This is a genomic window from Naumannella halotolerans (genome assembly GCF_004364645.1).
Lineage (GTDB): Bacteria > Actinomycetota > Actinomycetes > Propionibacteriales > Propionibacteriaceae > Naumannella > Naumannella halotolerans.
The window spans coordinates 1,474,592-1,499,691 of the sequence record NZ_SOAW01000001.1 but is presented as its reverse complement, the minus strand read 5'-3'; the positions used below and the strand labels follow the sequence as shown (position 1 = coordinate 1,499,691).

Annotated in this window: 19 protein-coding genes and 1 pseudogene; 11 read left to right on the top strand and 9 right to left on the bottom strand. The window is 67.8% G+C overall.

All coding sequences use genetic code 11. The features are described from left to right. Positions 1–38: 38 nt before the first annotated feature. Positions 39–365, top strand: coding sequence for a hypothetical protein (locus CLV29_RS16435; protein ID WP_208292794.1), 327 nt, complete (start codon positions 39–41; stop codon positions 363–365). After that, positions 362–1,297 (top strand): YeeE/YedE family protein, encoded by a 936-nt coding sequence (locus tag CLV29_RS06845; RefSeq protein ID WP_208292793.1) that lies wholly within the window; start codon positions 362–364, stop codon positions 1,295–1,297. Before CLV29_RS16435 ends, CLV29_RS06845 begins: the two co-directional genes overlap by 4 nt. 25 nt (positions 1,298–1,322) lie before the next feature. Here the strand turns inward: CLV29_RS06845 and CLV29_RS06840 are convergent, their stop codons facing one another. Next, a complete protein-coding gene (locus CLV29_RS06840; RefSeq protein WP_208292792.1) occupies positions 1,323–1,961 on the bottom strand; it encodes a DUF1707 SHOCT-like domain-containing protein in 639 nt (212 codons plus the stop codon). A gap of 221 nt (positions 1,962–2,182) precedes the next feature. On the opposite strand from CLV29_RS06840, the gene secA reads away from it, so the two are divergent. Beyond that, complete coding sequence (secA, locus tag CLV29_RS06835) at positions 2,183–5,071, top strand: preprotein translocase subunit SecA (RefSeq protein WP_481819214.1); 2,889 nt, start codon at positions 2,183–2,185, stop codon at positions 5,069–5,071. Here secA and CLV29_RS06830 read toward each other — a convergent pair whose 3' ends face one another. Further along, positions 5,072–5,647: an Rv3235 family protein gene (locus CLV29_RS06830; RefSeq protein ID WP_133754202.1), complete on the bottom strand. Its 576-nt coding sequence runs from the start codon at positions 5,645–5,647 to the stop codon at positions 5,072–5,074. Between the two features lie 99 nt (positions 5,648–5,746). On the opposite strand from CLV29_RS06830, the gene CLV29_RS06825 reads away from it, so the two are divergent. After that, positions 5,747–7,273 (top strand): wax ester/triacylglycerol synthase domain-containing protein, encoded by a 1,527-nt coding sequence (locus tag CLV29_RS06825; protein ID WP_133754201.1) that lies wholly within the window; start codon positions 5,747–5,749, stop codon positions 7,271–7,273. Beyond that, positions 7,270–7,728 carry a DUF6912 family protein gene (locus CLV29_RS06820; RefSeq protein WP_133754200.1) on the top strand — a complete coding sequence of 153 codons (459 nt, stop codon included), beginning with the start codon at positions 7,270–7,272 and terminating at the stop codon, positions 7,726–7,728. Before CLV29_RS06825 ends, CLV29_RS06820 begins: the two co-directional genes overlap by 4 nt. 145 nt (positions 7,729–7,873) lie before the next feature. On the opposite strand, the pseudogene CLV29_RS06815 reads toward CLV29_RS06820, so the two are convergent. From CLV29_RS06815 to CLV29_RS06805, 3 genes and pseudogenes are all read right to left on the bottom strand, one after another. Beyond that, a pseudogene (locus CLV29_RS06815) lies at positions 7,874–9,380 on the bottom strand (tripartite tricarboxylate transporter permease). Beyond that, the gene (locus tag CLV29_RS06810; RefSeq protein WP_133755094.1) at positions 9,380–9,835 is read right to left on the bottom strand and encodes a tripartite tricarboxylate transporter TctB family protein; all 456 of its coding nucleotides are present in this window, start codon (positions 9,833–9,835) and stop codon (positions 9,380–9,382) included. Before CLV29_RS06810 ends, CLV29_RS06815 begins: the two are co-directional and overlap by 1 nt. Continuing rightward, positions 9,832–10,323 carry a tripartite tricarboxylate transporter substrate-binding protein gene (locus tag CLV29_RS06805; RefSeq protein ID WP_208292790.1) on the bottom strand — a complete coding sequence of 164 codons (492 nt, stop codon included), beginning with the start codon at positions 10,321–10,323 and terminating at the stop codon, positions 9,832–9,834. Before CLV29_RS06805 ends, CLV29_RS06810 begins: the two co-directional genes overlap by 4 nt. Between CLV29_RS06805 and ku the strand changes: the two genes are divergently transcribed. Next, positions 10,322–11,137 (top strand): non-homologous end joining protein Ku, encoded by an 816-nt coding sequence (gene ku / locus CLV29_RS06800; RefSeq protein ID WP_133754198.1) that lies wholly within the window; start codon positions 10,322–10,324, stop codon positions 11,135–11,137. The two genes, CLV29_RS06805 and ku, sit on opposite strands and share 2 nt — an antisense overlap. A 51-nt stretch (positions 11,138–11,188) precedes the next feature. Beyond that, positions 11,189–12,352, top strand: a complete 1,164-nt coding sequence (locus CLV29_RS06795) for an NAD(P)/FAD-dependent oxidoreductase (RefSeq protein WP_133754197.1) — start codon at positions 11,189–11,191, stop codon at positions 12,350–12,352. Positions 12,353–12,378: 26 nt separating this feature from the next. On the opposite strand, the gene CLV29_RS16145 is transcribed toward CLV29_RS06795, so the two are convergent. Further along, positions 12,379–12,849: a DUF2505 domain-containing protein gene (locus CLV29_RS16145; RefSeq protein WP_166649158.1), complete on the bottom strand. Its 471-nt coding sequence runs from the start codon at positions 12,847–12,849 to the stop codon at positions 12,379–12,381. A 225-nt stretch (positions 12,850–13,074) separates the two neighbouring features. Between CLV29_RS16145 and CLV29_RS06785 the strand changes: the two genes are divergently transcribed. Then, positions 13,075–17,820 carry an NAD-glutamate dehydrogenase gene (locus CLV29_RS06785; RefSeq protein WP_133754195.1) on the top strand — a complete coding sequence of 1,582 codons (4,746 nt, stop codon included), beginning with the start codon at positions 13,075–13,077 and terminating at the stop codon, positions 17,818–17,820. A 14-nt stretch (positions 17,821–17,834) separates the two neighbouring features. Then, a complete protein-coding gene (locus CLV29_RS06780) occupies positions 17,835–18,722 on the top strand; it encodes a PHP domain-containing protein (RefSeq protein ID WP_133754194.1) in 888 nt (295 codons plus the stop codon). A gap of 46 nt (positions 18,723–18,768) precedes the next feature. On the opposite strand, the gene CLV29_RS06775 is transcribed toward CLV29_RS06780, so the two are convergent. Then, on the bottom strand, positions 18,769–19,698 hold the full coding sequence (locus tag CLV29_RS06775) for an EamA family transporter (RefSeq protein ID WP_133754193.1): 930 nt from the start codon (positions 19,696–19,698) through the stop codon (positions 18,769–18,771). An 88-nt stretch (positions 19,699–19,786) separates the two neighbouring features. Here CLV29_RS06775 and CLV29_RS06770 point away from each other — a divergent pair, with 88 nt between their 5' ends. Together CLV29_RS06770 and gndA are read left to right on the top strand one after the other, a co-directional pair. Beyond that, positions 19,787–20,701, top strand: a complete 915-nt coding sequence (locus CLV29_RS06770) for a LysR family transcriptional regulator (protein WP_133754192.1) — start codon at positions 19,787–19,789, stop codon at positions 20,699–20,701. A 129-nt stretch (positions 20,702–20,830) separates the two neighbouring features. Next, on the top strand, positions 20,831–22,297 hold the full coding sequence (gndA, locus tag CLV29_RS06765) for an NADP-dependent phosphogluconate dehydrogenase (RefSeq protein WP_133754191.1): 1,467 nt from the start codon (positions 20,831–20,833) through the stop codon (positions 22,295–22,297). Positions 22,298–22,410: 113 nt separating this feature from the next. Here the strand turns inward: gndA and CLV29_RS06760 are convergent, their stop codons facing one another. Next, positions 22,411–23,760 (bottom strand): MFS transporter, encoded by a 1,350-nt coding sequence (locus CLV29_RS06760; RefSeq protein ID WP_133754190.1) that lies wholly within the window; start codon positions 23,758–23,760, stop codon positions 22,411–22,413. A gap of 90 nt (positions 23,761–23,850) precedes the next feature. Beyond that, positions 23,851–24,768, bottom strand: a complete 918-nt coding sequence (locus CLV29_RS06755) for a phosphogluconate dehydrogenase C-terminal domain-containing protein (RefSeq protein ID WP_133754189.1) — start codon at positions 24,766–24,768, stop codon at positions 23,851–23,853. Positions 24,769–25,100 lie beyond the last annotated feature (332 nt).

The window sequence follows — 25,100 nt, the reverse complement described above, 5'->3', positions numbered from 1 at the left end:
CCCCGCGCACAGAACCGTACCCCGCAGAAGGAGACGTCGTGACCAGTGTTGCCCCCTCCCGCTGGCCGGCCCCCGCGCCGACCTGTGCGGTGCCACCCGCGCCGGAGAGCGCCGGGCGGGCCCAGTGGTTGCCGTTGGCGATCTACCTGCTGCTGGCCGCCGGATTGGTCGGTTTCGTCGGCATCCAGCACGGGGCCAAGGCAGCGGTGTTGTTGCTGCTCGGCCTCGGCCTCGGCCTGGCGCTGTTCCATTCCCGCTTCGGTTTCACCTCCGCCTGGCGGCAACTGGTGGCGGTCGGCAACGGTGAGGGATTGCGGGCACATACCGTCCTGCTCGGTGCCACGGCGACCGTCTTCGCCTGTTGATCGGGACCGGTACGGGACTGTTCGGTTCGACCCCCGAGCCCAGCGCCGGCACACTCGGGATCGGCTTGTTGCTGGGCGCCTTCCTGTTCGGGATCGGGATGCAGCTCGGCGGCGCCTGTGCCTCCGGCACCCTGTTTGCCGTCGGCAGCGGCCAGAACACGATCCTGTTCACCTTGTTCGGGTTCATCGCCGGATCGGTGATCTTCACCGCCATCTACCCCTGGGTCGCCGACCTGCCGGCGCTGCCGCCGATCCTGCTGTCGGACTCCGTGGGCTGGTTCGGCTCCTGGGTGGTGACCATCGCGGCGCTGCTCGCGGTCTACGTGCTGGCCCGGCTGGTGCAGGCCCGCCGCAACCCGCCTCCCACCGGCCGCCCGCCGACCGCCCGCGGGCTTGCCCGGATCGTCCGCGGTGCCTGGCCGCTGTGGGTCGGCGCGCTGGCACTGGCGCTGCTCGGCGGGGGAGTGATGCTGGTCTCCGGCGGTGCCTGGGGGGTGACCTCCGGATTCGCCCTGTGGGGCGCGAAGGTCCTGCAGCTGTTCGGTCTGCAGCCCGAGACCTGGCAGTACTGGCAGCAGGCCGGTCCGGCGAAGCAACTGGCCGGTCCGATCCTGGCCGACAAGACCTCGCTGACGAACCTCGGGATCATCCTCGGGGCCGGGGTGGCGGCGACCGCCGGCGGGGTCTGGGTGTTCCGGCAGCGGATCCAGTGGAATCTGGCGCTGGTCTCGATCCTTGGCGGTGTGCTGATGGGCATCGGCGCGCGGCTGGCCTCCGGCTGCAACATCGGGGCCTATCTGGCCGGGATCGCCTCGGGAAGTGTCTCCGGCTGGGTCTGGGGGCTGGTCGCCCTGGCCGGCACCTGGGTCGGGTTGCGGGCCCGGGGATGGTTCGGGCTCTCGGTGCCGAAACCGTCGGACTCGGTCTGCTGAACCGTTCGGTTCCGCGTCCGGCCGATCACTCCTCGAGCTCTGTCCTGCTCCCGGGATCCAGCTTCACGTCATGACCGGCCATCAGGTTCACCCCGGTCAGGATCAGCGTGCCGTTCGACCCGTCACCTCGTGCCTCGGCGGCGATGTCGTTGCCGGCCATGATGTTGGTCATCTTGTCGATCACCCGTACCCCGCTCGGGACATAGATGTCGTTGCCGGCCCACATCGACCAGCTCTCGATGGTGAACTGCACCCCGGGGCCCATGACATCGGTCAGGTAGACGTCGTCGCCGCCCATCAGCAGGTACGAGATGAGCTTCGGCGTACCCGGCGGCACGAGCAGGGTCTTGCCTCCCATGATCGCCACCGAACTGGAGGTTTCCCCCTCGCCGGGTCGCACCGGCAGATTCTCCCCACCGGCGGGCCGGGCCGAGACCGGGTGCTCGGGCTGTTGCCGGGCGAGCAGCCGGCGGCCCTCGGGCAGGTCCTGGATCAACGGCGGGAGATCACCGAGCAGGCGGGCAGCCAGCGCCTGGTTCTGCCGCTCGTCGAACTCCTCGGTCGTCAGCCTGCCGTTGGCCAACGCCTCACCGAGAACGCCGAGTACCGCGTCCCGGTCGGCATCGGAGGCACGGAAGGCCGGTGCATCGTCGGAACCAGTCACGGGCCCCAGCCTAGAACAGCTCCCGGCGCGGATCAGGCGAGTGGCTCCATCGGCCGACGAATCCCGGCTGCCGGGATCCCCCCGGTGGTGGGGGTGAGGGTTTCTCGCCGACCGACCGGGATCGTCGTGGCCGCCGAGCGACGGCCGGCGGGCCGAGCGTCTACCATGGACGGCGGCGTACTGGGTGTCGGTACGCATGCCGAGGCAAGGACGAGGAACGCGTGGCTGTACTGGACAGGTTGATGCGGATCGGTGAGGGCCGGACGCTGAAGAAGCTCGAGGCCATCGCCAAGCAGGTCAACGCCATCGAGTCCGACTTCACCGAGATGTCGGACGCCGAACTGCAGGGTCAGACCGCCGACTTCAAACAGCGGCTGGAGGACGGCGAAACCCTCGACGACCTGCTCCCGGAGGCCTTCGCGACCGTGCGGGAGGCGAGCCGGCGGGTGCTCGGCAAACGGCACTTCGACGTCCAGTTGATGGGTGGCGCCGCCCTGCATCTGGGCAACATCGCCGAGATGAAGACCGGTGAGGGAAAGACCCTGGTCGCCACCTTGCCGGCGTACCTGAATGCGCTGACCGGTGAGGGTGTCCATGTCGTCACCGTGAACGACTACCTGGTGAAGTTCCAGTCCGAGCAGATGGGCCGGATCTTCGGCTTCCTCGGCATGACCACCTCGTCGATCCTGAACTCGATGACCCCGGCCGAGCGGCGTGAGGCCTACAACGCCGACATCACCTACGGCACGAACAACGAATTCGGCTTCGACTACCTGCGCGACAACATGGCCCAGCGACTGGAGGACTGCGTCCAGCGGGGCCATCACTTCGCGATCGTCGACGAGGTCGACTCCATCCTGGTCGACGAGGCGCGGACGCCGTTGATCATCTCCGGTCCGGCCGAGGACAACCACGAGTGGTACCCCGAGTTCGCCCGGCTGGCTGCTGCCCTGAGCATCGAGAAGCACTACGAGGTGGACGAGAAGAAGCGCACCGTCGCGATCCTGGAGCCCGGCATCGACGTGGTCGAGGACCGGCTCGGTATCGACAACCTCTACGAGTCGGCCAACACCCCCTTGATCAGCTACCTGCAGCAGGCGCTGAAGGCCAAGGAACTGTTCAAACGTGACCGTGACTACGTGGTGGTCAACGGTGAGGTGCTGATCGTCGACGAGCACACCGGCCGTACCCTCGAGGGTCGCCGCTACTCCGAGGGTCTGCACCAGGCGATCGAGGCCAAGGAAAAGGTCAAGATCAAGGACGAGTACCAGACCCTGGCCACCGTCACCTTGCAGAACTTCTTCCGGATGTACGACAAGCTGTCCGGGATGACCGGTACGGCGAAGACCGAGGAATCGGAATTCCAGAAGATCTACGGTCTGGGCGTGATCCCGATCCCGACGAACAAGGAGATGGTCCGCAAGGACAATCCCGACCTGATCTACCGCACCGAGGCGGCCAAGTTCGACGCCATCGTCGCCGATGTGGCCGAGCGGCACGAGCAGGGCCAGCCGGTGCTGATCGGTACCGGGTCGGTGGCCAAGTCGGAGCTGATCTCGAAGCGGCTGAAGAAGGCCGGCGTACCGCACAACGTGCTGAACGCGAAGAACCACGCCAAGGAGGCGCAGTTCGTCGCCGAGGCCGGACGCAAGGGTGCGGTCACCGTCGCCACCAACATGGCCGGCCGTGGTACCGACATCATCCTCGGTGGCAACACCGAGTTCCTGGCCGATGCGAAGCTGCAGAAGCGCGGCCTGAACCCCGAGGACACCCCCGAGGAGTACGAGCAGGCCTGGGCTGAGGTGCTGCCCGAGATCGAGGAACAGGTCGCCGCCGAACACGCCGAGGTGGTCGAACTCGGCGGTCTCTACGTGGTCGGCTCCGAGCGTCACGAGTCCCGCCGGATCGACAACCAGCTGCGCGGTCGATCGGGTCGACAAGGTGACCCGGGCGAGAGCCGTTTCTACCTGTCGCTGGACGACACGTTGATGCGACTGTTCAAGTCCGACATCGTCGAATGGGTGATGACCAGTCTGAAGGTCCCCGACGACCAGCCGATCGATCATCGCTCGGTGACCAAGTCGATCGAGAGCGCGCAGAAGCAGGTCGAGTCGCAGAACTTCGAGATGCGCAAGAACGTCTTGAAGTACGACGACGTGATGAACCGGCAGCGCCACGTCATCTACGCCGACCGACGGGCCGTGCTGGAGGGCGCCGAGGTCAAGGACCAGGTGCAGGCGGCGATCGACAAGGTCGTCGGCCAGACCATCCGCCAGCTCACCTCCGAGGGGTTCGCCGAGGACTGGGACTACGAGGCGATCTGGGCCGAGGCCGAGGCGCTCTACCCGGTCGGCCTGGACCGCGCCGACTACGAGGGCGGTGACCTGCGCTCGGAGGAACTGGCCCAGGCCTTCATCGACGACGCCCACGCCGTCTTCGCCAAGCGCGAGGAGGAGCTGGGTGAGGAGAACATGCGGAGCCTGGAGCGGCAGGTGCTGCTGACGGTACTCGACCGCAAGTGGCGTGAACACCTCTACGAGATGGACTACCTGCGGGAGGGTATCGGCCTGCGGGCGATGGCCCAGCGGGATCCGCTGGTCGAGTACCAGCGCGAGGGTGGCGATATGTTCAACTCGATGATGGAGGCGGTGCTGGCCGAGGTGGTCAGTTTCGTCTTCCGGGTCGAGGTGCAGCAGCCGACGATGAAGGCCGTCCGGGACAGCGCGGGCAAGAAGGTGACCGTCGGCAGCCTGGCCGCCGGGGTGAACGGCAACTCGGCAACCGAGGCCCAGGCCGGGTCGGCCAAGGCCGGGTCCGAGGCCGGGTCGGCCGAGGCCGGGTCCGAGGCCGGGGAGCCGACGGAGGCCGACGGGGCGGCACCGGAGACGACCGATTCCGGCGACCGACTGGTCGGTGCCGGCACCGTGCAGGTGAAGGGTGCCGAGCGTCGGCGTACCGCTCCGAAGCTGCGCTACTCGGCGCCGAGTGAGTCCGGTGAACAGACCAGGACCGAGAGTGGCGAGGACGAGTTCGCCGGTGTCGGCCGCAATCAGCTGTGTCCCTGTGGCTCGGGCAAGAAGTTCAAGCAGTGCCACGGGCGCAAGGGCTGATCAGGCCACTGCAGCACGACGACCTGCCTCCACGATGCGGGTGGGCGCCGGGACCGGGACACCGGCCCGGCCGCCGGCGCATTCGACCGCGCAGATCCGCCAGCTGCCGCCGATCCGGCGGAGTTCGACGGCCACCGCCTCGGTGCGCGTGGGGGTCCCGCGCCCGCCGACGGTGCAGACCACGGTGACCTCGACCACCGCCGGCCGGGGCGACTGGGTCAGGGCCCGTCGCAGGGCGACCGGCCGGCCGGTGAACCGGCGACGCAGCGCGGTCATCCCTGCCTCGGCGGCCGGGTGCAGCACCTGCTGCAACTGTTCGTCGCTACGCCGACCGGTGGCCACCTCCAGCAGGCTCCGGGCCAGTGCCTGTGCCGGGCCTTCGGCCGGTCGGGGAGCCGCTGCCGGGATCGACGGCTGGGGCGGCGTGGCGTGCCGACGTACCCTCGGCAGGGTCGGCTCCGAGCGCCAACTGGTACCCGCCGGGAGGTACGCCGGGGCCGGCCTCACCAGCGGTGCCGGTTCCCGCCGACCGGAAGGTCGCAGGTCGGGATCGGTGGAAGTCGGTGACACGGCCATGTCGTCAGCCTCACAGGTCGTCGGGCCGCGGGGAAGTGGGTCTGTGGACAGTGCGGCCGAACCGGGCAGCAGGCGACGGGGTGGAGGCAGGGAGATCGTATGGAACGACTGACCGAGCTGCAGTTGCGGCATCTGGCGACCGACACCCCGAACAACCCGGCCGTGATCGGTTCGGTCGACCGCTTCGACCGGCCGCTGCAGGTGGACCGGGTCCGGGACCTGCTCGAGGCCCAGCTCAGCTACCTACCCCGGTTCCGGCAGCGGGTGCTTCCGATCCCCGGACATCTGGGCACACCGGTCTGGGCCGACGACACCGACTTCGATCTTCGGCGGCAGGTGCTCACCCGTCGGGTGGCCGATGCCGCCGATGAGTCGCAGCTGGGGGAACTGGCCGCCGAGGTCCTCGCCACCCGGCTTCCCCGGGACCGCCCGCTGTGGCAGCTCTGGGTGATCACCGGAGGAGAGGCCGGTGCGCTGATCTGGAAGCTGCATCCGGCCCTGGTCTGCGGCCCCGATGCGCTGGACCCCGGACAACTGCTCTATGAACCGGTGACCGACGGTGGCAACGTCTGGCCCGGTGGAGGCCAGGATTGGTTCGACAAGGGCCTCGACACCGGGGACACCGACTGGGGTGGATTCGGCAGCCCGTGGCAGCCCGAGCCGATGCCGGGACCTCGCGAGCTGCTGCTCGCGGCCGGTACGGAGGCGGCAGCCGGCGACGGATGGCTGCCGCGGCTGCGGCGGGCCGCGGTGGAGGGCTTCGGCACCGTCTTGACCCTCGCCCCGTTCGCCGGGGTCGCCGCCGACGCCGCCACCGATGTGGTCGGTGCGTGGGTCACCGGCCCGCCACCGGTCGGTTCACCACTGGCCGGAGCCACCTCCCGGAAACGAGCGCTGGCACTGCGCGTTCTGCCGGCGGAGACGCTCACCACTGTGCAGACACTGCTGCACGACGCCTGCGACCGGCAGGACCGCGACGCCTGCGACCGGCAGGACCACGGCGCCCATCACCCGCACGCTCGCGAGGTCGGTGTGATCGAGCTGGTGCTCGCCGGTCTGGCCGAGGCGCTGGCCGAGCTTCCCGGGGTGCTGGCCGAGCCGGTCGACACCGTGGCGATCCTGGTGCCGGGCGTGGGCGCCGGGTCGGCGAGCGAGAATCCGGTGGTGTCCCGGGTACGGACGCTGCCGCTCGCCGGGGCGAGCTTTTGTACCCGGATCGATGCACTGGCCGAGTCTGCCGCCGCCGAGCCTGCCGGAGAGGACTCGGTGTTCGGCGACCCGGTGTTCGGTGACTCGGTGTTCGGCGGCTGGCCCGCGGCCACCCGTCGCGATCTGGCCGTGGCCGCAGCGGCAGAGCCACCGGCGCTGGTCCACGACCTGCTCACCGTGGAGGTGGATGCCGGTGGGTCGATGATCCGCCTGGCCGATGCAGTGCTGGTCGGCAGCTGGCCGGTCGTACCGATCTCGGCCGGGCACCAGCTGACCCTGGGCATCCTGCAGTTGGCGGGGCAGACCTACCTCAGTGTGTACGCCGACGGCGAGGGGGGACCGGATCCCGAGCGGATCGCCACGGCGATCGGGTCTGCCATGATGGCGGCTGTACGCGATCTGGAGGAGCAGCGATGAGCAGTCTGACGGCGATCCCGTTGACCCCCGAGCAGGCCCGGGAACTGGCAGCCGGGGGAACCGTCGACGGGCTGCTCGGCCACACCACGACCGTACCGATGACCGAGGCCTTCGGCCTGGAAGCCGGCGAGGAGGCCGAGTACGTCTGCCTGCTGATCGCGCGGGCGGCGGGTCTGCTCGTCGGGTCCCCGATCGTGGTCACTGCCGAGGTGGACTCCCAGCCGGTCGAACCGGCCGACTTCGGCACGGTGGCCGTCGACGGGCTGCGGCTGCCGAAGGTGAGCGGGGTTTTCGCCGACTCCGAGCCCGCACGGGTGACGGCCGCCGCCTCCGCGGTCGAGGGCGAGGACCTGGACAGCGCCTGGGAGTCCCCGGCGGTGCAGCATTTCCTGTCCGAGAACGACCTGCTCTGGCACTCCCGCACCGAGCTGGGTGGACTGATCGACCGCGGCTGACCGCAGCGGACGAACCGAGACCGGAATCCAGGACGCAGACGCGCCCTGGATCCGGCTCGTCGTCCATTGCGACTCAGACGTCGATGTCCGCTGCGACTCAGACGTCGTTTTCCATTGCGACTCAGACGTCGTTTTCCGTTGCGACTCAGACGTCGACGCGCTGGCGGGAGCGGATCCGGCCGACCACCGAGATCACGATCGCGATCAGCAACAGGAGGTAGATGATGATCGGGATCGCCCCGGTGAGGAAGATCCCGTAGTCACCACCGGAGCTGAGCAGACCGTCCCGCAGGTTGGTCTCGGCCAGCGGACCCAGCACCATCCCGATCAGCAACGGCGCCGGCGGGAAGTCGAAGCGCCGCATCAAGAAGGCGAAGAAGCCGATCCCGAGCAGCATGAACAGGTCGAAGGTCGACGATGAGGTGGCATAGACGCCGAGCCCGCAGAAGACCGCGATCCCGGCGTAGAGGTACGGCCGCGGGATCAGCAGCAGTTTGGCCCACAGGGTCGCGAACGGCAGGTTCAACAACAACAGCACGATCATCGCCAGGAAGAAGCTGGCCAGCAGGCCCCAGACCAGCTCGGGCGCCCGTTCGAACAACAGCGGGCCGGGCTGCAGACCGTACTGCCGGAACGCCGCCAGCATGATCGCCGCAGTGGCCGAGACCGGCAGGCCCAGGGCAAGCAGCGCACCCATCGCCGTACCGGTGGTGGCATTGCCAGCCGCCTCCGGCGCGGCCAGACCGCGGATGGCGCCCTTGCCGAACTGCGGATTCTTCCGTCGACGATCGATCGAGCGTTCCGCACCGTAGGCGATGAAGGTCGGTACGTCGGCACCGCCGACCGGGATCACGCCGAACGGCAGGCCGATCCCCGTACCCCGCAGCCACGCCGGCAGCGCCTCCTTGAACTCGGCCCGGGACAGGAACGGACGGCCCGACTTGCGGATGGTCGCCGGGGCCGGGTCCCGACGGATCCGGGAGGCGATGTGGATCACCTCACCCAGGGCCAGCAGGCCGACGGTGACGGTGACCAGGGAGATGCCGTCGAAGAGCTCCGGTACGTGGTAGCTCAACCGCTCGGCACCGGTGATCGAATCGATCCCGATGGTGGCCAGGCCGAGCCCGACGACCAGCGAGGCCAGCCCCTTCAGCACCGAGTCGGCCACCACCGAGGAGGTGGCGACGAAGGCGAACAGTGCCAGCGCGAAGTACTCGGCCGGGCCGAACGCGGTGGCGAAATCGGCCAGGGTCGGGGCCAGGAACACCACCACCACACAGGAGATCATGCCGCCGATGAAGGCGCCGATCGCCGCCGTCGCCAGCGCCTGCGGGTGCTCGACCGGCCCGCGCCATCTTGTGGCCTTCGAAGGTGGAGGCGATGGCCGAGGCCTGACCCGGGGTGTTCATCAGGATCGCCATCGTGGAGTCGCCGAACAGGCCGCCGAAATAGACACCGGCGAACATGATGAAGGCCGCCGTCGGATCCAGCGAGAAGGTCATCGGCAACAACAGCGCGACCGCCATCGAGGAACCGAGACCGGGCAGCACGCCGACCGCCGTACCGAGCAGACAGCCGATCACCACGAAGAGCAGGTTCAGCGGCGTGAACGCGTGGCTGAACCCCTCCATCAGCATGGATAGTGATTCCATCAGAAACCTCCGAGGAAGCCCGAGGGCAGGTTCAGGCCGAGCAGGACGTCGAAGGCGAGATAGACGATGCTGGAGACGGTCAGGGCGGCAGTGAGGTCGAGCAGCGGGCGACGGCTGCCCATCCCTCGGGCGACACACCAGAACAGCAGTGCCGCCGAGATCACCCAGCCGGCGAACTCCAGCACCGCAGCGAACGCGAGGAACCCGCCGACCACCCAGGCGACCGAGCGCCAGTCGGTGAAGGTGGCGTACTTGACCTTGGCCGCCTCCTCGGCGATCCGTCGGTCCTCCTCGGAGACCTCGTCGTGCTCATCGTAGGTGGCCGGCTGCGGAACCTCGGGATTGCGGATGTAGTTCACGACCAGCAGCACCGCCAGGACGTACATGACGACCGCGATCAGCAGCGGGAAGAACTCCGGTCCGGGCGGGTCGGTGCCCTCGGGTACGTCGATCATGGCCACGCCGACCGCTTCGGGATGAAGGTGATCTCGCTCGGGTCGAGTTCGCTCTCCTTGGCCAGGGCGGCGATGATCAGATGGTCGATCGAACCGGCCGAGCCGCCGGTCCAGACCAGCCCACCCGGATCGCCGGACCAGGCGTTCACCAGATCGTCGATGGTCTGGTACGGGGAGTCGGCATTGACCACGATCGCGTCGTAGTCCTCGGCCACCCTGGCGATCGGCCGGACATCGGTCAGGTCCACCGGTGAGTCGTTCAGCTCGATCCCGCCGAGCATCGCCGTACCGGTGGCCATCACGGTGGTCGGATCACCGGTCATGGTGACGAAGGAGCTGAGGCCGATGGTGCCGCCGGCGCCGGGGATGTTCACCACCTGCACGTTGTTGACCCCGGTGCTGGCGGTGAAGGCACCGCAGGACTGATCGACCCCGGCTGGGCCACCTGCTGTCGTCGCGGTGGTGGAGTGGGTCACAATGGGCAGCATGCCTCGATCAATCTGGAAGGGCGCCATCTCCTTCGGCCTGGTGACCATTCCGATCAAGCTCTACTCCGCCACCGAGGAGAAGGACATCTCCTTCCGGCAGGTGCACGCCGAGGACGGCGGCCGGATCAAGTACAAACGCATCTGCGACAAGGACGGCAAGGAGATCCCCTTCAGCGAGATCGCCAAGGGGTACGAGGCGCCGGACGGCCGGATGGCCATCCTGGAGAAGTCCGATTTCGACGACCTGCCGCTGCCCAGCGCGAAGCAGGTCGAGGTGGTGCAGTTCGTCGATGCCGAGGAGATCGACCCCACCTACATCAACAAGACCTACTTCCTGGAGGCCGACGGACCCGGCGCGAAGCCCTATGTGCTGCTGCGCGATGCGCTGGACAAGACCGGCAAGGCCGCCCTGGTGAAGGTCGCCATCCGCAGCCGTGAGCAGTTGGCGATGATCCGGACCAAGGGTGATCTGTTGCTGATGCACACGATGCTGTGGCCCGACGAGCTGCGCGACGGCGAGTTCGCCGCCCCGGCCTCCGATGTCAGCGTCTCCGACGCCGAGGTGACCATGGCCCAGTCGTTCATCGAGGCACTCGACGGCCCGTTCGAGCCCGAGCAGTACCACGACGACTACCGCGCCGCGCTGGAAGAGGTCGTGAACGCGAAGCTGTCCGGCTCGCCGATGCCGTCCGAGGACTCCGAGGAGGCCCCGGAGGAGGCCGAGGTCGTCGATCTGGTGGCCGCCCTGCGGGCATCGGTGGACGCGGCGAAGAAGCGCCGGGAAGCGGCCAAGGGCGAGTCCAAGACCGGCTGAGGCCGGCTGCAGGGGGTTTCCTTCCGGTGAGTGCCGACGCACGATGGACAGATGGAGCGCATAGTCATCGTCGGAGCTGGCCTGACCGCGGCATACGCCGCTGAGACCCTGCGGGAGGAGGGCTGGGACGGCGAACTGACCGTGGTCGGTGCCGAGAAGCTGTTGCCCTACCCGCGACCACAGCTGTCGAAGGAGGTGCTGCAGGACACCAAGGAGTTCCACCTGCAGTACGAGGCCGACTTCTACGCCGACCAGAACATCGAGGTGATCACCGGTGCCAAGGCCACCGAGCTGGACCTGCACAACCGCAGGGTGACCCTCAACGAGGGGCGGCAGCTGGACTACGACGGCCTGCTGCTGGCCACCGGCGCGAGCCCCCGTCCGCTGTCGGTGCCCGGGGCTGATCGCGCGTACGTGCTGCGGACCCGCGCCGACGAGCAGCAGCTGCACGCCGCCTTCGCACCGGAGAAGCGATTGGTGATCATCGGTGCCGGTTGGATCGGCCTGGAGGTTGCCGCCTCGGCCCGTCAGGCCGGACTCGAGGTGACCGTCCTGGATCGCGGACCGGCACCGATGCAGGCTCTGCTCGGCGACGAGCTTTCGGCGTACCTGCAGCGCCTGCACGAATCGCACGGCGTGGACATCCGCAACGGCATCGAGGTGCAGGAGATCACCCCGGATTCCGTGCTCGCCGACGGTGAGGAGTTTCCGGCCGACATCGTGTTGGCCGCCATCGGTGTCGAGCCGGAGACCGCGCTCGCGGAATCAGCCGGTCTCGGGGTCAGTGACGGCATCATTGCCGATGTCTCCCTGCGCTCCACCGATCCACAGGTATGGGCCGCAGGCGATGTGGCCAAGGCCACCCATGCGCTCTACGGCCCGCTGCGGGTGGAGCACTGGGACAACGCCATCCGGCAGGGCAAGGCGGCAGCCCGGGCGATGCTCGGTCAGGAGGTGCGCTACGACTGGCAGCCGTACTTCTTCACCGACCAGTTCGAGTTCTCGATGGAGTACGTCGGGCACTCCCGGCCGCATGACGAGGTGGTGGTCCGCGGCAACCTGTCGGACAACGAGTTCATCGCCTACTGGCTGGGCGGCGACGAGGGGCGGACCGTCACCGCCGCCATGAACGTCGGCATCTGGGACGTCAACGACCAGCTCCGGGAGCTGATCGGCACGACGGTCGACCCGGCCACCCTGACCGATCTGCGCTGACCGACCTGCGCTGACCGGGCCCGGCCTCAGCGGGCCAACCAGCGGTTGCCGACCTCCTGCTGCAGCTTGATCCCCTCCAGGATCGCCGGCGCCGCAGCCTTCTCCAGCTTTCCGCCGAGCAGCGGGATGTTCACCTTCAGCTCACCGTCGACATCGACGGTCGTGGTCTGACCGGAGGGGTGGATCGTGGTCGTGCCGTTCATCGTCACCGGCTGACCCTGGACTCCGAGGGTGAGCTGGCCGTTGCGACTGCCGTCGGCCGCGGCAGAGCCCCAGACGATCTGCTCGGTGACCACCAGGGTCGGGCCGGTGAATCGCGCGGCCTCCTTCGGCGCCGCCAGGGTACGGCTGGTCCGGGTGGTCGTGCCGTCGGAACTCACCGAGTAGTCGGTGGCGTCGGAGGCGCGGCAGACCTCGGTCAGGTACGCCTCGTCGGTGAGCATCGCGAAGACCGCGTCGGCGGAGGCGGAGAAGGTGGCCGAAGATGTGATCTGCATGAGCCCACTATGGACCACGACGGGTGACGACAGCGTGCCGCCGCGTCGAAGGTCGCCCCGGATCGCGGTCCCGGATACGCTGGGACGGACCGGTCGCTGCTGCCCGGTGAACACCACACATCTTGGGGGCGAACACCCGTGACGGTCCTGGATTCCTCGGCTGAGCGTGAGAAGACGAGAAGAATTGCCGAGCTTGCTCGAGCCGGTGCTGAGCGTGCCGCGACCATGGGAGCCGATCCCGCAAGGGTCGGGGAGTTCGTCGGTCACTACTTCCGCCATGTCGATCCGGCCGATGTCACCGGACGCGAGGTGGACGAACTGCTCGAACTGGTCGCCGACCACTACGCACTGGCGATGCAACGCCGGATCGGCGAGTCGGTGATCGCGATCGAATCGGCGACCGACGAGGTCACCGGCACCATCGCGGTGCAGGTGATCACCGACGACAAACCCTTCCTGGTCGACTCCGTCACCATGGAGATCCTCGACCAGGGATGGTCGATCAGGGAGATCTTCCACCCCCAGTTCCTGGTCACCCGCTCGGCCGACGGACGTCTCGAACGAGTGGTCAGCCACCAGGAGGCGGCAGGGGACGAGGGTGTGATCGGCGAGTCCTGGATGCACCTGGAGGTGCGCCGTCCCTCCACCACCGAGCCGCTGGCCGAGCTGATCGCGCGGTTGCGGGACGGTTTGGCGAAGGTCTTGGCCGATGTCGACGTGGTGGTCTCGGACTGGCCGGCGATGGGCGAGCGGGTCGCCGAGACCATGGCCGAGCTCGTCGAGCAGGGCAGTGAGGGGCCTCGGGCCGATCAGCGCCAACAGGCGATCCAGTTGCTGGACTACCTGGCCGACGACCACTTCACCTTCCTCGGCTGCCGCGACTACACCGTCGATGCCGAGGGCAGCTACAGCCCCGTACCGCAGACCGGGTACGGCATCCTGCGCGAGGATGCGGCCGCCGCGGATCGTTTCGCGGCCAAGCCGCCGGCCGACGGCGATCCGGACCTGCTGGTGATCACCAAGGACGACGAGGTGGCGTCGGTGCATCGTGCGGTTCACCAGGACTACATCGGTATCCGACGCTTCGACGACCACGGCCGAGTGGTGGGGGAACGCCGGTTCCTCGGCTTGTTCGCCGCCGCGGCCTATGCCGACTCGGTGACGCACATCCCGTTGCTCCGGGAGAAGGTCGCGGCGATCATCGAGGCGAGTGGTTTCGAACCCGGCAGCCACGGAGCGATGGCGATCCGTGCCGTACTGGACAGCTATCCCCGAGACGAGCTGTTCCAGACCCGGGCCGAGGACCTGGCGCCGGTGGCCGAACGGATCTCCCGGCTGAAGGAGCGCCGCCGGGTCAGCATGTTCAGCCGGGCCGACGACTACGGACGGTTCATCTCCTTCCTGGTCTACCTCCCGCGCGACCGGTACAACACCCAGACCCGGAACCGGATGCAGGAGCAACTGCTGCACAGCCTGGGAGGGGAGTCGATCGACTTCCGGGCGATGGTCGGCGAATCGGTCCTGGCCCGGCTGCACTTCGTGGTGCGGATGGCGCCGGGCCGGCCGATCGGGCCGATCGACGTCGAGGCACTGGAGGAGGAACTCACCGCGGCCACCCGCTCCTGGGACGACGCACTGGTCGACGAACTGGCCGTGCAGGAGGACGGGGAGCGGCTGGCCGGACTCGCGGCGGTCCTGCCCGAGGGCTACAAGGAGGACTTCGACGCGATCCAGGCCGTCAGCGATCTGACCGCACTGGCCGATCTGCAGGCCCAGGACGAGGACATGGCATTGGCACTGTTCCTGCCGAGTTCGCCCACCGATGAGGCGGATCTGCGGTTGAAGGTGTTCCGCCGGGGGCGCTCCATCGTCTTGTCCCAGGTGATGCCGCACCTGTCCAACCTCGGCGTCGAGGTGCTCGACGAGTACCCCTACACCCTGCGTGGCGCCGAGGACGAGAAGTCGACCATCTACGAGTTCGGGCTGGCCGTACCCGGCGGCCGGGAGGCCGCCGCCGGTCCGGCCTGGGATGCCGGGGGAAGGCGTCGGTTCACCGATGCCTTCGCCGCCAGCTACAGCGGACGCTCGGAGTCGGGACGGCTGAACGGGTTGATCACCTCGACCTCGCTCGACTGGGTGGAGGTCAGCTGGTTGCGGGCTCTGTCGCGTTACCTGCAGCAGGCCAGTGCCGGGTTCAGCCAGACCTACATCGCACGGACCCTGCTCTCCCAGCCGGCATTGACCGAGGACCTGGTGGCCCTGTTCCGGGCGCGTTTCGATCCGGCGCTGACCGGGGACCGGGACGCGGCGGTGCGCGAGGTCCGGCAGCGGATCCTGGACGGCCTGGACACCGTCACCAGCCTCGACCAGGACCGGATCATCCGGGCCCTGTTGTCGGTGATCATGGCAACGATCCGGACCAATGCCTTCCAGCCCGATGCCCGGGCGGTAGCGCTGAAACTCCGGCCGACCGATCTGGACCTGCTGCCCGAACCGCGGCCGGCCTTCGAGGTCTTCGTCTGTTCCCCGCAGGTCGAGGGTGTGCACCTGCGCTTCGGTGCGATCGCCCGCGGCGGTCTGCGCTGGTCGGATCGGGCCGAGGACTTCCGGACCGAGGTGCTCGGTCTGGTGAAGGCGCAGATGGTGAAGAACACCGTGATCGTGCCGGTCGGTGCCAAGGGCGGCTTCTACGCCAAGCAGTTGCCGAACCCGGCGACCGATCGCGGTGCCTGGGTGGAGGCCGGCAAGGAGGCCTACCGGATCTTCATCAACAGCCTGCTGGACGTGACCGACAACATCGTCGACGGTGAAGTCGTGGCGCCGCCGGACCTGGTGCGTCACGACGGCGACGATCCGTACCTGGTCGTCGCCGCGGACAAGGGGACCGCCACCTTCTCCGATGTCGCCAACGAGATCGCGGTACGCCGTGGGTTCTGGCTCGGCGATGCCTTCGCCTCCGGCGGGTCGGTCGGCTACGACCACAAGGGCATGGGTATCACCGCCCGCGGAGCCTGGGAGTCGGTCCGGCGGCACTTTCGCGAGCTGGGCATCGATTGTCAGACCGAGGACTTCACCGCGGTCGGTATCGGTGACATGTCCGGTGACGTCTTCGGCAACGGGATGTTGCTCAGCGAACACACGAAGCTGGTCGCGGCCTTCGACCACCGCGACATCTTCATCGATCCCGATCCCGACCCGGCGACGAGTTTCGCCGAACGGCGCCGGATGTTCGACCTTCCCCGTTCGAGTTGGGCCGACTACGACCGGAGCCTGATCAGCGAAGGCGGCGGGGTCTTCGCTCGCAGCGCCAAGTCGATCGACATCACCGAGCCGATGCGTGCGGCGCTCGGGATCGAGGAGACGGTGCGGGCCCTGACGCCGAATGAGTTGATCAGTGCGATCCTGACCGCACCGGTCGACCTGCTGTGGAACGGCGGTATCGGGACCTATGTCAAGGCCAGTACCGAGACCGATGCCGTGGTCGGGGACCGGACCAATGATCAACTTCGGGTCAACGGTGATCAACTCCGGGCACGGGTCGTCGGCGAGGGAGGCAATCTCGGGCTGACCCAGGCAGGGCGGATCGAGTACGCCAGGTCCGGCGGGCGGATCAACACCGACTTCATCGACAACTCCGCCGGTGTCGACACCTCCGACCATGAGGTCAACATCAAGATCCTGCTCGCCGGTGAGGTCGCTGCCGGTCGGTTGAGCGAACCCGACCGCCGCGCACTGCTGGCCTCGATGACCGATGAGGTCGCCGAACTGGTGCTGGCACACAACTACGACCAGAACCTGGCCTTGGCCAATGCCGAGATCCAGGCCCCCAGCATGGTCGCGGTGCACGAGGACTGGATCCGCCGACTGGAGCGCTCGGGACGGATCGATCGGGCACTGGAAACCCTTCCCAGCAGCAAGGAGATGGCACGGCGGCAAGCCGCCGGGGAGGGACTGTCCGCACCGGAGCTGGCCACCTTGCTGGCCTGGACCAAGATCGTCCTGGCCGAGGAACTGGCCGCCTCCGATCTTCCCGACGATCCGTACCTGGCGGACCGGCTGATCCAGTACTTCCCGAAGAAGCTGCGCGAACTCTATGCCGATCGGATGCCCGAGCATCGATTGGCCCGCGAGATCATCACCACGATCGCGGTCAACAGGTTCGTCGATTCCTCCGGGATCTCGGTCTACCACCGGTTGTCCACCGAGACCGAGGCGAAGGCCTCCGATGTTGTCCGGGCACAGCTGGCCGCGCGGTCGATCTTCGACGTCGGTCTGCACGAGACCCGTCTGCGGCACCTGGACAACAAGGTTCCGGCGCAGTTGCAGGGACGGGCCCGGACCGGGCTGCGGGTGCTGGTCGAACGCGGCACCCGGTGGATCCTGAACAACCTGCGGACTCCGATCGACATCGCCGAGACCATCGATCGCTACGGCCGTGACGTGAAGGCGATCGCCGAGGAACTGCCCGAGCTGCTCACCGGCCGCGAGGCAGCGCACTACCGCAACCGGCTGCAGGGGTTGATCGCCGACGGCCTTCCCGACGAACTCGCCGCGGCAGTGGCCCGGGCCGAGCTGGTCTACCACGCACTCGGTATCGCCCAGGTCGCCCAGCAGTCGGAACGCTCGGCGACCGAGGTGGCCGCGGCCTACTTCGCGCTGGGACAGCGGTTGCAGCTGGATCTGCTCGGATCCCGGATCGACGAGCTGCCTCGCGACGATCGTTGGTCGACCCTGGCCCGCGGCGCGCTGCGCGACGATCTGCATCAGTTGCACGCCCGGCTGACGATGGCCGCGCTGCGTTGTGGTGACCACGACGATCCGCGTAAGGCCGTCGAGCAGTGGGTCGCTGCGCAGGGAGACGACCTGGTCGAGGACATCTCCACGATCGCGGCGATCTGCGACGGGCCGGCCGAGCTGGCCTGCCTGTCGGTCGGGTTGCGGGTGGTGCGGTCACTGGCCCGCAGCGAGTAGACGGAGGGCAGGTCATGAGTGGGGTAGGTACTGCTGGGGGCGGCAGGGACGCGGGTGATTCCCGGCGGGTGGATCGTCGGCGGATCGATCTGCACACCCATTCCTCGGTCAGTGACGGGACCGACAGCCCGAGCGAACTGATGGACAAGGCCGTCGATGCCGGCCTGGCGGTGATCGCACTCACCGATCACGACTCCTTCGACGGCCTGGCGGAGGCGGCGGCTGCTGCCAAACGTAGCGGCATCACCCTGCTGCCGGGGATGGAGATGTCGACCCACCTGCACGGCGCATCGGTGCACCTGTTGGCCTACGGGATGGACACCGAGGATCCGGCGCTGAATGCCGAACTCCAGCGCATCCGAGTCGGTCGCGAGGACCGGGTGGGGCCGGTGCTCGAACGGTTGTCGGGTCTGGGGATGCAGATCAGCCGGGAGCAGGTGGAGGCACAAGCCGGTGATGCCTCCTCGATCGGTCGGCCGCACATCGCCGATGCCCTGGTCGAGGCCGGTCTGGTGGGCGACCGGACCGAGGCCTTCGACCGCTGGCTGCATGACGGCGGACCGGCCCATGTGGAGCGCTACACCACCGAACTGCCGGCCGCGATCGACCTGGTTCACGCTGCCGGGGGCAAGGCGGTGATCGCCCATCCCTGGTCGCGGTCGAGTCGTGAAGTGCTGCCGCCGGAGGTCCTGGCGGCGCTGGTGGCAGAACACCGACTGGACGGCCTGGAGGTCGACCACCACGATCATGACCTGCAGACCCGGCGGGAACTCCGGGCGCTGACCGAGGAACTGCAGATCATCGCCACCGGCTCCAGCGACTACCACGGTGCAGGCAAGCTCGATCACGAACTCGGCTGTTTCACCACCGACCCCGCGATGTACGAGCGCCTGCTGTCCTGACCTCCACCCGCAAATTGTCGGAAGTTATGGTGACCAGAACCGCGATTCAGGTCGCCACAGGTCCCGAAGAGATTGGTGGCGCGACCGCCGGTCGCTCGGCCGAGGTAGGTCCCCGGCCGGCCCGGGAGCCGAACAGGACACCGGCGACGATCACCGCGCCACCCAGGAGTTCGATCCAGTTGACGGTCTCGCCGAGCACCAGCCAGGCGCTGCTGAGACCGACGACCGGCACCAGCATCGAGAAGGGCGCCACCCGGCTGGCCGGATATCGGCTCATCAGCCAGGTCCAGGCCCCCGTACCGACGACCGTGCCGAGGACGACGGTGTAGGCCAGTCCGATCAGGGCCCAGATGCCGACCGGTGTGGCCAGGGTGGTGAAACTGTCGGCGATCCTGCCCGGGCCCTCCAGCAGCAAGGACAGGGCCAGCATCGGCAGCGGCGGTACGACCGAGATCCACAGGGTCAGGTGCACAGGGTTCGGCGGATGAGCCTGCCGGCTGCAGAGATTGCCGAAGGCCCAGCCGAGCCCCGCGCACAGGGTCAGCAGGAACGGGATCATGGCTGCCGTACCGGCTTGTTGCGTACCGACCAGAGCCAGCCCGCCGACCGCGGTGCAGATGCCGATCACCTGATTGCGGTTGAGCTTCTCCTTCAGCCAGGTGGCCCCCAGGAGCACGGTGAACGGCGCCGAGGACTGCAGGATCAGCGAGGCCAGACCGGTCGGCATCCCGGTGTCCATGGCCAGGAAGAGGAAGGCGAACTGCAAGGTGCCGAAGCCGATGCCGTACCCGATCAGCCAACGGAGCCGTGCCTGCGGGAAAGGGATGAACAGGATCGTCGGAATGGCCAGTACGGCGAACCGGATGGCCACCAGCAGAAAAGGCGGGAACTGCTGCAAGGAGGCGTGCAGGGCAAGGAAGTTGATGCCCCACAGCACGGCGACGCCGACACCGAGCAGACGGTGGAGGTTGCTCACAGCGGCAGTCAAGACCCACCCGTGGCATGAGCACAAGTGAAAACATCTTCAGTACAGTGAAGCTCTGCTTAACAAAGTCAGGAGGGCCATGGAGACCCGGCATCTGTTGCTGCTGCGCGAACTCGCCGATCACGGTTCGGTGGGCGCCACCGCCGACGCGCTGTTCGTCTCCCCGTCGGCGATCTCCCAGCAACTGCGAGCCGCCGAATCCGAACTTGGGGAGAAGCTGGTCCGACGTCACGGCCGAGGGATCCGGCTCACCGAGGCCGGGCAGCTGCTGGCCGGCCTCGGAGCCGATGTGGCCACCGAACTCGCACGGGCCGAACGTGTCTGGTCGCAGTACCGCCAGGTCGTCGGCGGAACCGTCCGGCTGGCAGTGCTGCCCAGCGCCGGGGTGGTGGTCGTCCCGAGCGCACTCCAGCGGTTGGGCGACTCCGGGGTACGACTGGAGATCACTGATCACGACGTGGACGAGGCGGGGTACGCCGAGCTGGCCCGTGATCATGATCTGGTGATCGGGCATCGGATGGGTGATCCCGACCCGAGCTGGTCCGGCTTGGTGCAGACCGATCTGTTCCGCGAACCCCTGGACATCGCCGTCGCCGAGAACCACCGATTGGCCGGCGCCACTCAGGTCAGCCCGGTCGATCTTCGCGGGGAACGGTGGATCGGCGTGCCCCACGGCTACCCGTTCGACGACCTGCGCACCGCCATCGAGCGTCGAGCCGGCGCGCCCTTCGAGGTGGTGCAGCGGCTGCGGGACAACCGACTGGTCGAATCGCTGGTGGTGGCCGGGCAGGGGATCGGGCTGCTGCCGCGCTTCTCCACCAGACCGACCCCGGGTCTGGTGTTGCTGCCGTTGCGGGGTGTGCGCACCGGACGGGTGATCAGCCTGCTGTCCCGTCCCGATCGGATGCAGCGCGGCCCGGTCCGTACCGTCGCCGAGATCGTGGCCGAGGTGTCGAGGGACCGGCTCCACGGTGCGGTCGGACCACGGCGCTGAGCTGGTGGCGCCGAGTGGGACGTAGCCCTGGCGCAGCCACCCGCGCGATGGTCGGAGACCGGTCGGCCCTGCGGTGTGCCGGGCAGACGAAGTAGGGTCGAGTTCCACGTCTGTGTCGAGAGGGAAACTATGTCGGAGCAGCCAACGCCGGGCTCGGGAGTCGCCAACATCGGTGTCACCGGGATGGCCGTGATGGGGTCGAACCTGGCCCGGAACCTGGCCTCCCGCGAGGGCAACACCGTGGCCATCCACAACCGGACCACCGCGAAGGCCCACCGGGTCGCCGAGGAACATCCCGAGGCCGGGTTCGTGGTGGCCGAGACCATGGCCGATTTCGCCGCCTCGCTGGCCAGGCCCCGAACCGCGGTGATCATGGTCAAGGCCGGCGCACCGACCGATGCGGTGATCAACGAACTGACCGAGGTCTTCGAACCCGGTGACATCATCGTCGACGGCGGCAATGCCGACTTCCACGACACCATCCGGCGCGAGGCCGAGTTGCGGGAGAAGGGCTTCGTATTCGTCGGTTGCGGCATCTCCGGTGGCGAGGAGGGAGCTCTCAAGGGACCCTCACTGATGCCCGGTGGCAGTGCCGAGGGTTACCGGACACTGGGGCCGATCCTGGAGACCATCGCCGCCCGCGCCGGTGAGGACGACAGTCCCTGTGTCACCCATGTCGGCACCGATGGGGCCGGTCACTTCGTGAAGATGGTGCACAACGGCATCGAGTACGCCGACATGCAGCTGATCGGCGAGGCCTACGATCTGCTCCGCCGGGTGCTGGGGTACGAGCCGGCCAAGATCGCCGAGGTCTTCGCCGAGTGGAACACCGGTGACCTGAACTCCTACCTGATCGAGATCACCGCCGAGGTGTTGAGGCAGACCGATCCGCGCGGTGGCGACGAACCGCTGATCGACAAGGTGCTCGATGCCGCCGGCGCCAAGGGCACCGGGAGTTGGACGGTGCAGAACGCGCTCGACCTGGGCGTACCGGTCTCCGGCATCGCCGAAGCGGTGTTCGCCCGTTCGCTGTCGTCGGATCCCGAACGCCGGGCGGTGGGACAGAAACTGCCCGGACCCGAACGATCGGTATGGATCGAGGACCCGCATGTGTTCATCAACGAGGTTCGGGACTCGCTCTATGCGGCCAAGATCATCGCCTATGCCCAGGGATTCGACGAGATCGTCGCCGGGGCGAAGAAGTACGGCTGGGACATCAACCTCGGTGAGATCGCCCGGATCTGGCGTGCCGGGTGCATCATCCGGGCCGGCTTCCTGGACCAGATCACCGCGGCCTATGTCGAGCATCCCGACCTGATCACCCTGTTGGAGGCACCGGTCTTCAGCGAGGCATTGACCAAGGCACAACAGGGCTGGCGCCGCGTGGTCGCGACGGCGGTCTACTCCGGCGTACCCACCCCGGCCCTGTCCACCTCCCTGGCCTACTACGACGCGCTGCGCTCACCGCGGTTGCCCGCTGCGCTGACCCAGCTACAGCGTGACTTCTTCGGCGCGCACACCTACCGAAGGATCGACGACGAGGGAAGCTTCCACACGCTCTGGTCGGCCGATCGCAGTGAGGTCAGCGAGGGCTGAACGCGACCTCGCCCATATCGATGCAGCCCGGCCCCGCGCCCTTCGATCCGAGTGCGTGGGGCCGGGCGATCCGTCGCCGGTGATCGGCGCGCAGGGAACCGGTCAGTCGATGATCATCGGGGGCTGTCGGCTTCGGCCGTGTCGGGTACCGAATCCCGTTCGGTACGGGCGAGCAGCACCATCAACACCGCCGACAACAGCATGAAGAAGCCGACGACGAACATCGGCACCCGGTAGCCGCCGGTCAGGTCGAAGAGCGCACCGGTGAGGTACGGGGCGCTGAAGCCGCCGAGGTTGCCGACGGTGTTGATCAACGCCACACCGGCGGCTGCGGCGGCGCCGGTGAGGAACTTGGTCGGCAAGGTCCAGAAGTTCGGCAGGGCGGCGAAGATCGCACAGGCGGTGATCGTGATCACGGTGATCGTCAATGCCGGTGAGCCGGCGAACAGGGCCAGCGGGATCGAGACCCCACCGACTGCGGCCGGGACGGCGATGTGCCAGGTACGCAGACCGCGTCGTCCGGCATCTCGTGACCACAGGTACATCACGACGGCTGCCGGCAGGTAGGGGATCGCAGTGATCAATCCCTTCTCCACCACGCCGAAGGTCTGTCCGGTCTGGGACTGGAATCCCTCGATGATCGTCGGCAGGAAGAACGCCAATGCGTAGAGGCCGTAGATGAAGCCGAAGTAGATCAACGACAGCACCCAGACCCGGCCGCTGCGGAAGGCGAAACGCGCAGGTACGTGTCCTGTGCCCTGGCTCTTGGCCGCTTCCTCGGCCTGCAGCGCCCCGGTCAGCCACTGCTTCTCCTCCTCGTTCAGCCATTTCGCATCGGCCGGCTTGTCCTTCAGGTAGACCAGGGCCAGGATGCCGACGATGATCGCGGGCAGGCCGACCCCGAAGAACATGAACCGCCAGCCCTCCAGGCCGAAGAAGAGGCCGTGCTGTTGGATCAGCAGACCGGCCAGCGGTGCGCCGATGACGGTGGTCAGTGGCTGCGCGAGATAGAACAGCATCAGGATCCGGCCACGGTAGGCGGCGGGCACCCACATGCTGAGGAAGAGGATCGCGCCGGGGAAGAAGCCGGCTTCGGCGACGCCGAGCAGGAACCGGAGCACGACCAACTGCGGGAAGTTCTGCACCCAGGTGAACAGGACGGCGACGATCCCCCAGGTGATCATGATCCTGGCCAACCAGATGCGAGCGCCGAAGCGGTGCAGGGCCAGGTTGGAAGGGACCTCCAACAGGATGTATCCGATGAAGAAGACCCCGGAGGCGAACCCGTACTGGGCGGCGCTCAGGGCGAGGTCGTCGTTCATGCCGTTCGGGGCGGCGAACCCGATCGCGGTGCGGTCGAGATAGTTGATGAAGAACATCAGGGCGACGAAGGGGACCAAGCGGATGGAGATCTTGCGGATGGTGGACTTCGCCGCAGGGGCGAAGGATGGTGAGGTGGTCATGGCGCTTCCGGGGCAGGTTTCGGGCATGAGGCAGCAGCCGGTCGGCGTTCGGCGGACCGGTGGTGGAGGAGGGTCGAGCGGGAGGGGCGGTCAGCGCTCGATCTTGTCCAGGTCCAGCATCTTGGCCAGGACGACGTCCAGCTCCGCGTCGTCCCAGACCGACTTCCAGTCCGGGCTGATGATGTGCTCGCGGCCGAAGTCCATCGCCCTGAGGCAGGCGTCGGAGAATGGGTTCGAGCCCCGCAGCGCATTGGTCAAGGCGATGAAGATGTGACCGTAGAACAGCGCCTGGACGGCCTTCTCCGGGATCCCCACCTCGTTGATCGCGTGATCCATCGAGTCCTTCAGGAACTGCCCGATCATGCAGCCGGTGGTCTCGACCAGGGTCGGTTCCAGTTGCGCGAGTTGCTTCACGGTGACCCAGTGGACATCGATCACGGGCGCATAGATCGCCCGGATCACCTTGGTGGCGCGTTCGCGCACGGACTCGTCGCCTCCCTCGTAGGCGGCCACCACCTCCTGCGGGGCGGCGATCCCGCCGAAGGTGTCGGCCCATTCCTCGGGGGTGGTGCGCTCGAGAAAGATCGACGGATGTGCGGGGTGTGCACAGGCCTGGTGGACGCCGGTACGTTCGGTCAGCAGGCCGGCATAGGCGGCTGCCGGGTCGAGGGTGAGCAGGAGCGAGCCGTCCTTCATCAGCGGTACGACCTGCGCCGAGACCTTGCCCAGCACCACATCGGGTACGGCCAGGATCACCACATCGGCATTCCGGGCGGCTTCGTCGAGGTCGGTCACCTCGCGTCCGAGGTCGGCCAGCCGTTCCCGGCCGGGCTCGGAGGCCTCGACGTAGTAGACCGGGGCATCGGTCAGGTTGAGGTTGTTCGAGACGCGGGTGCCCATCTTGCCTGCGGCTCCGGCGACCGCGACGCTGATGCTCGGGTCGAGCTCGACCTGCTTGCCGTACAGGGGGGTCAGGGACTTGCTGTCGGTGGTGGTGTTCTCGGTCATGATCATCTCCTTGATTCGGGATCGCCACGGTTGGTGGCTGCGTGGGGCGACGGATGAGAGCGTCGATCCTGCCGCGCGGGTCAGTGGGTTCGACGCAGCACAGGCGGGGCGGGGCCGCGGTCGGTGTGGGGTGAATCGGCTGCCTGAGTACCGCCGGCATGATCGGCATGATCGCCGGACCAGGCGGCGGGTGGGTGCTGTGATCGTGCGTCGGTGCAGGGATCGGGTGTCATGCAGGGTCCACTTCGTCGTGAGGATGCGGGCCGGTTCGCCACCGCCCGTGTCCTGAGCATAAGAACCCGCCAGACAATTGGTCAACCGGTTGTCCGAAA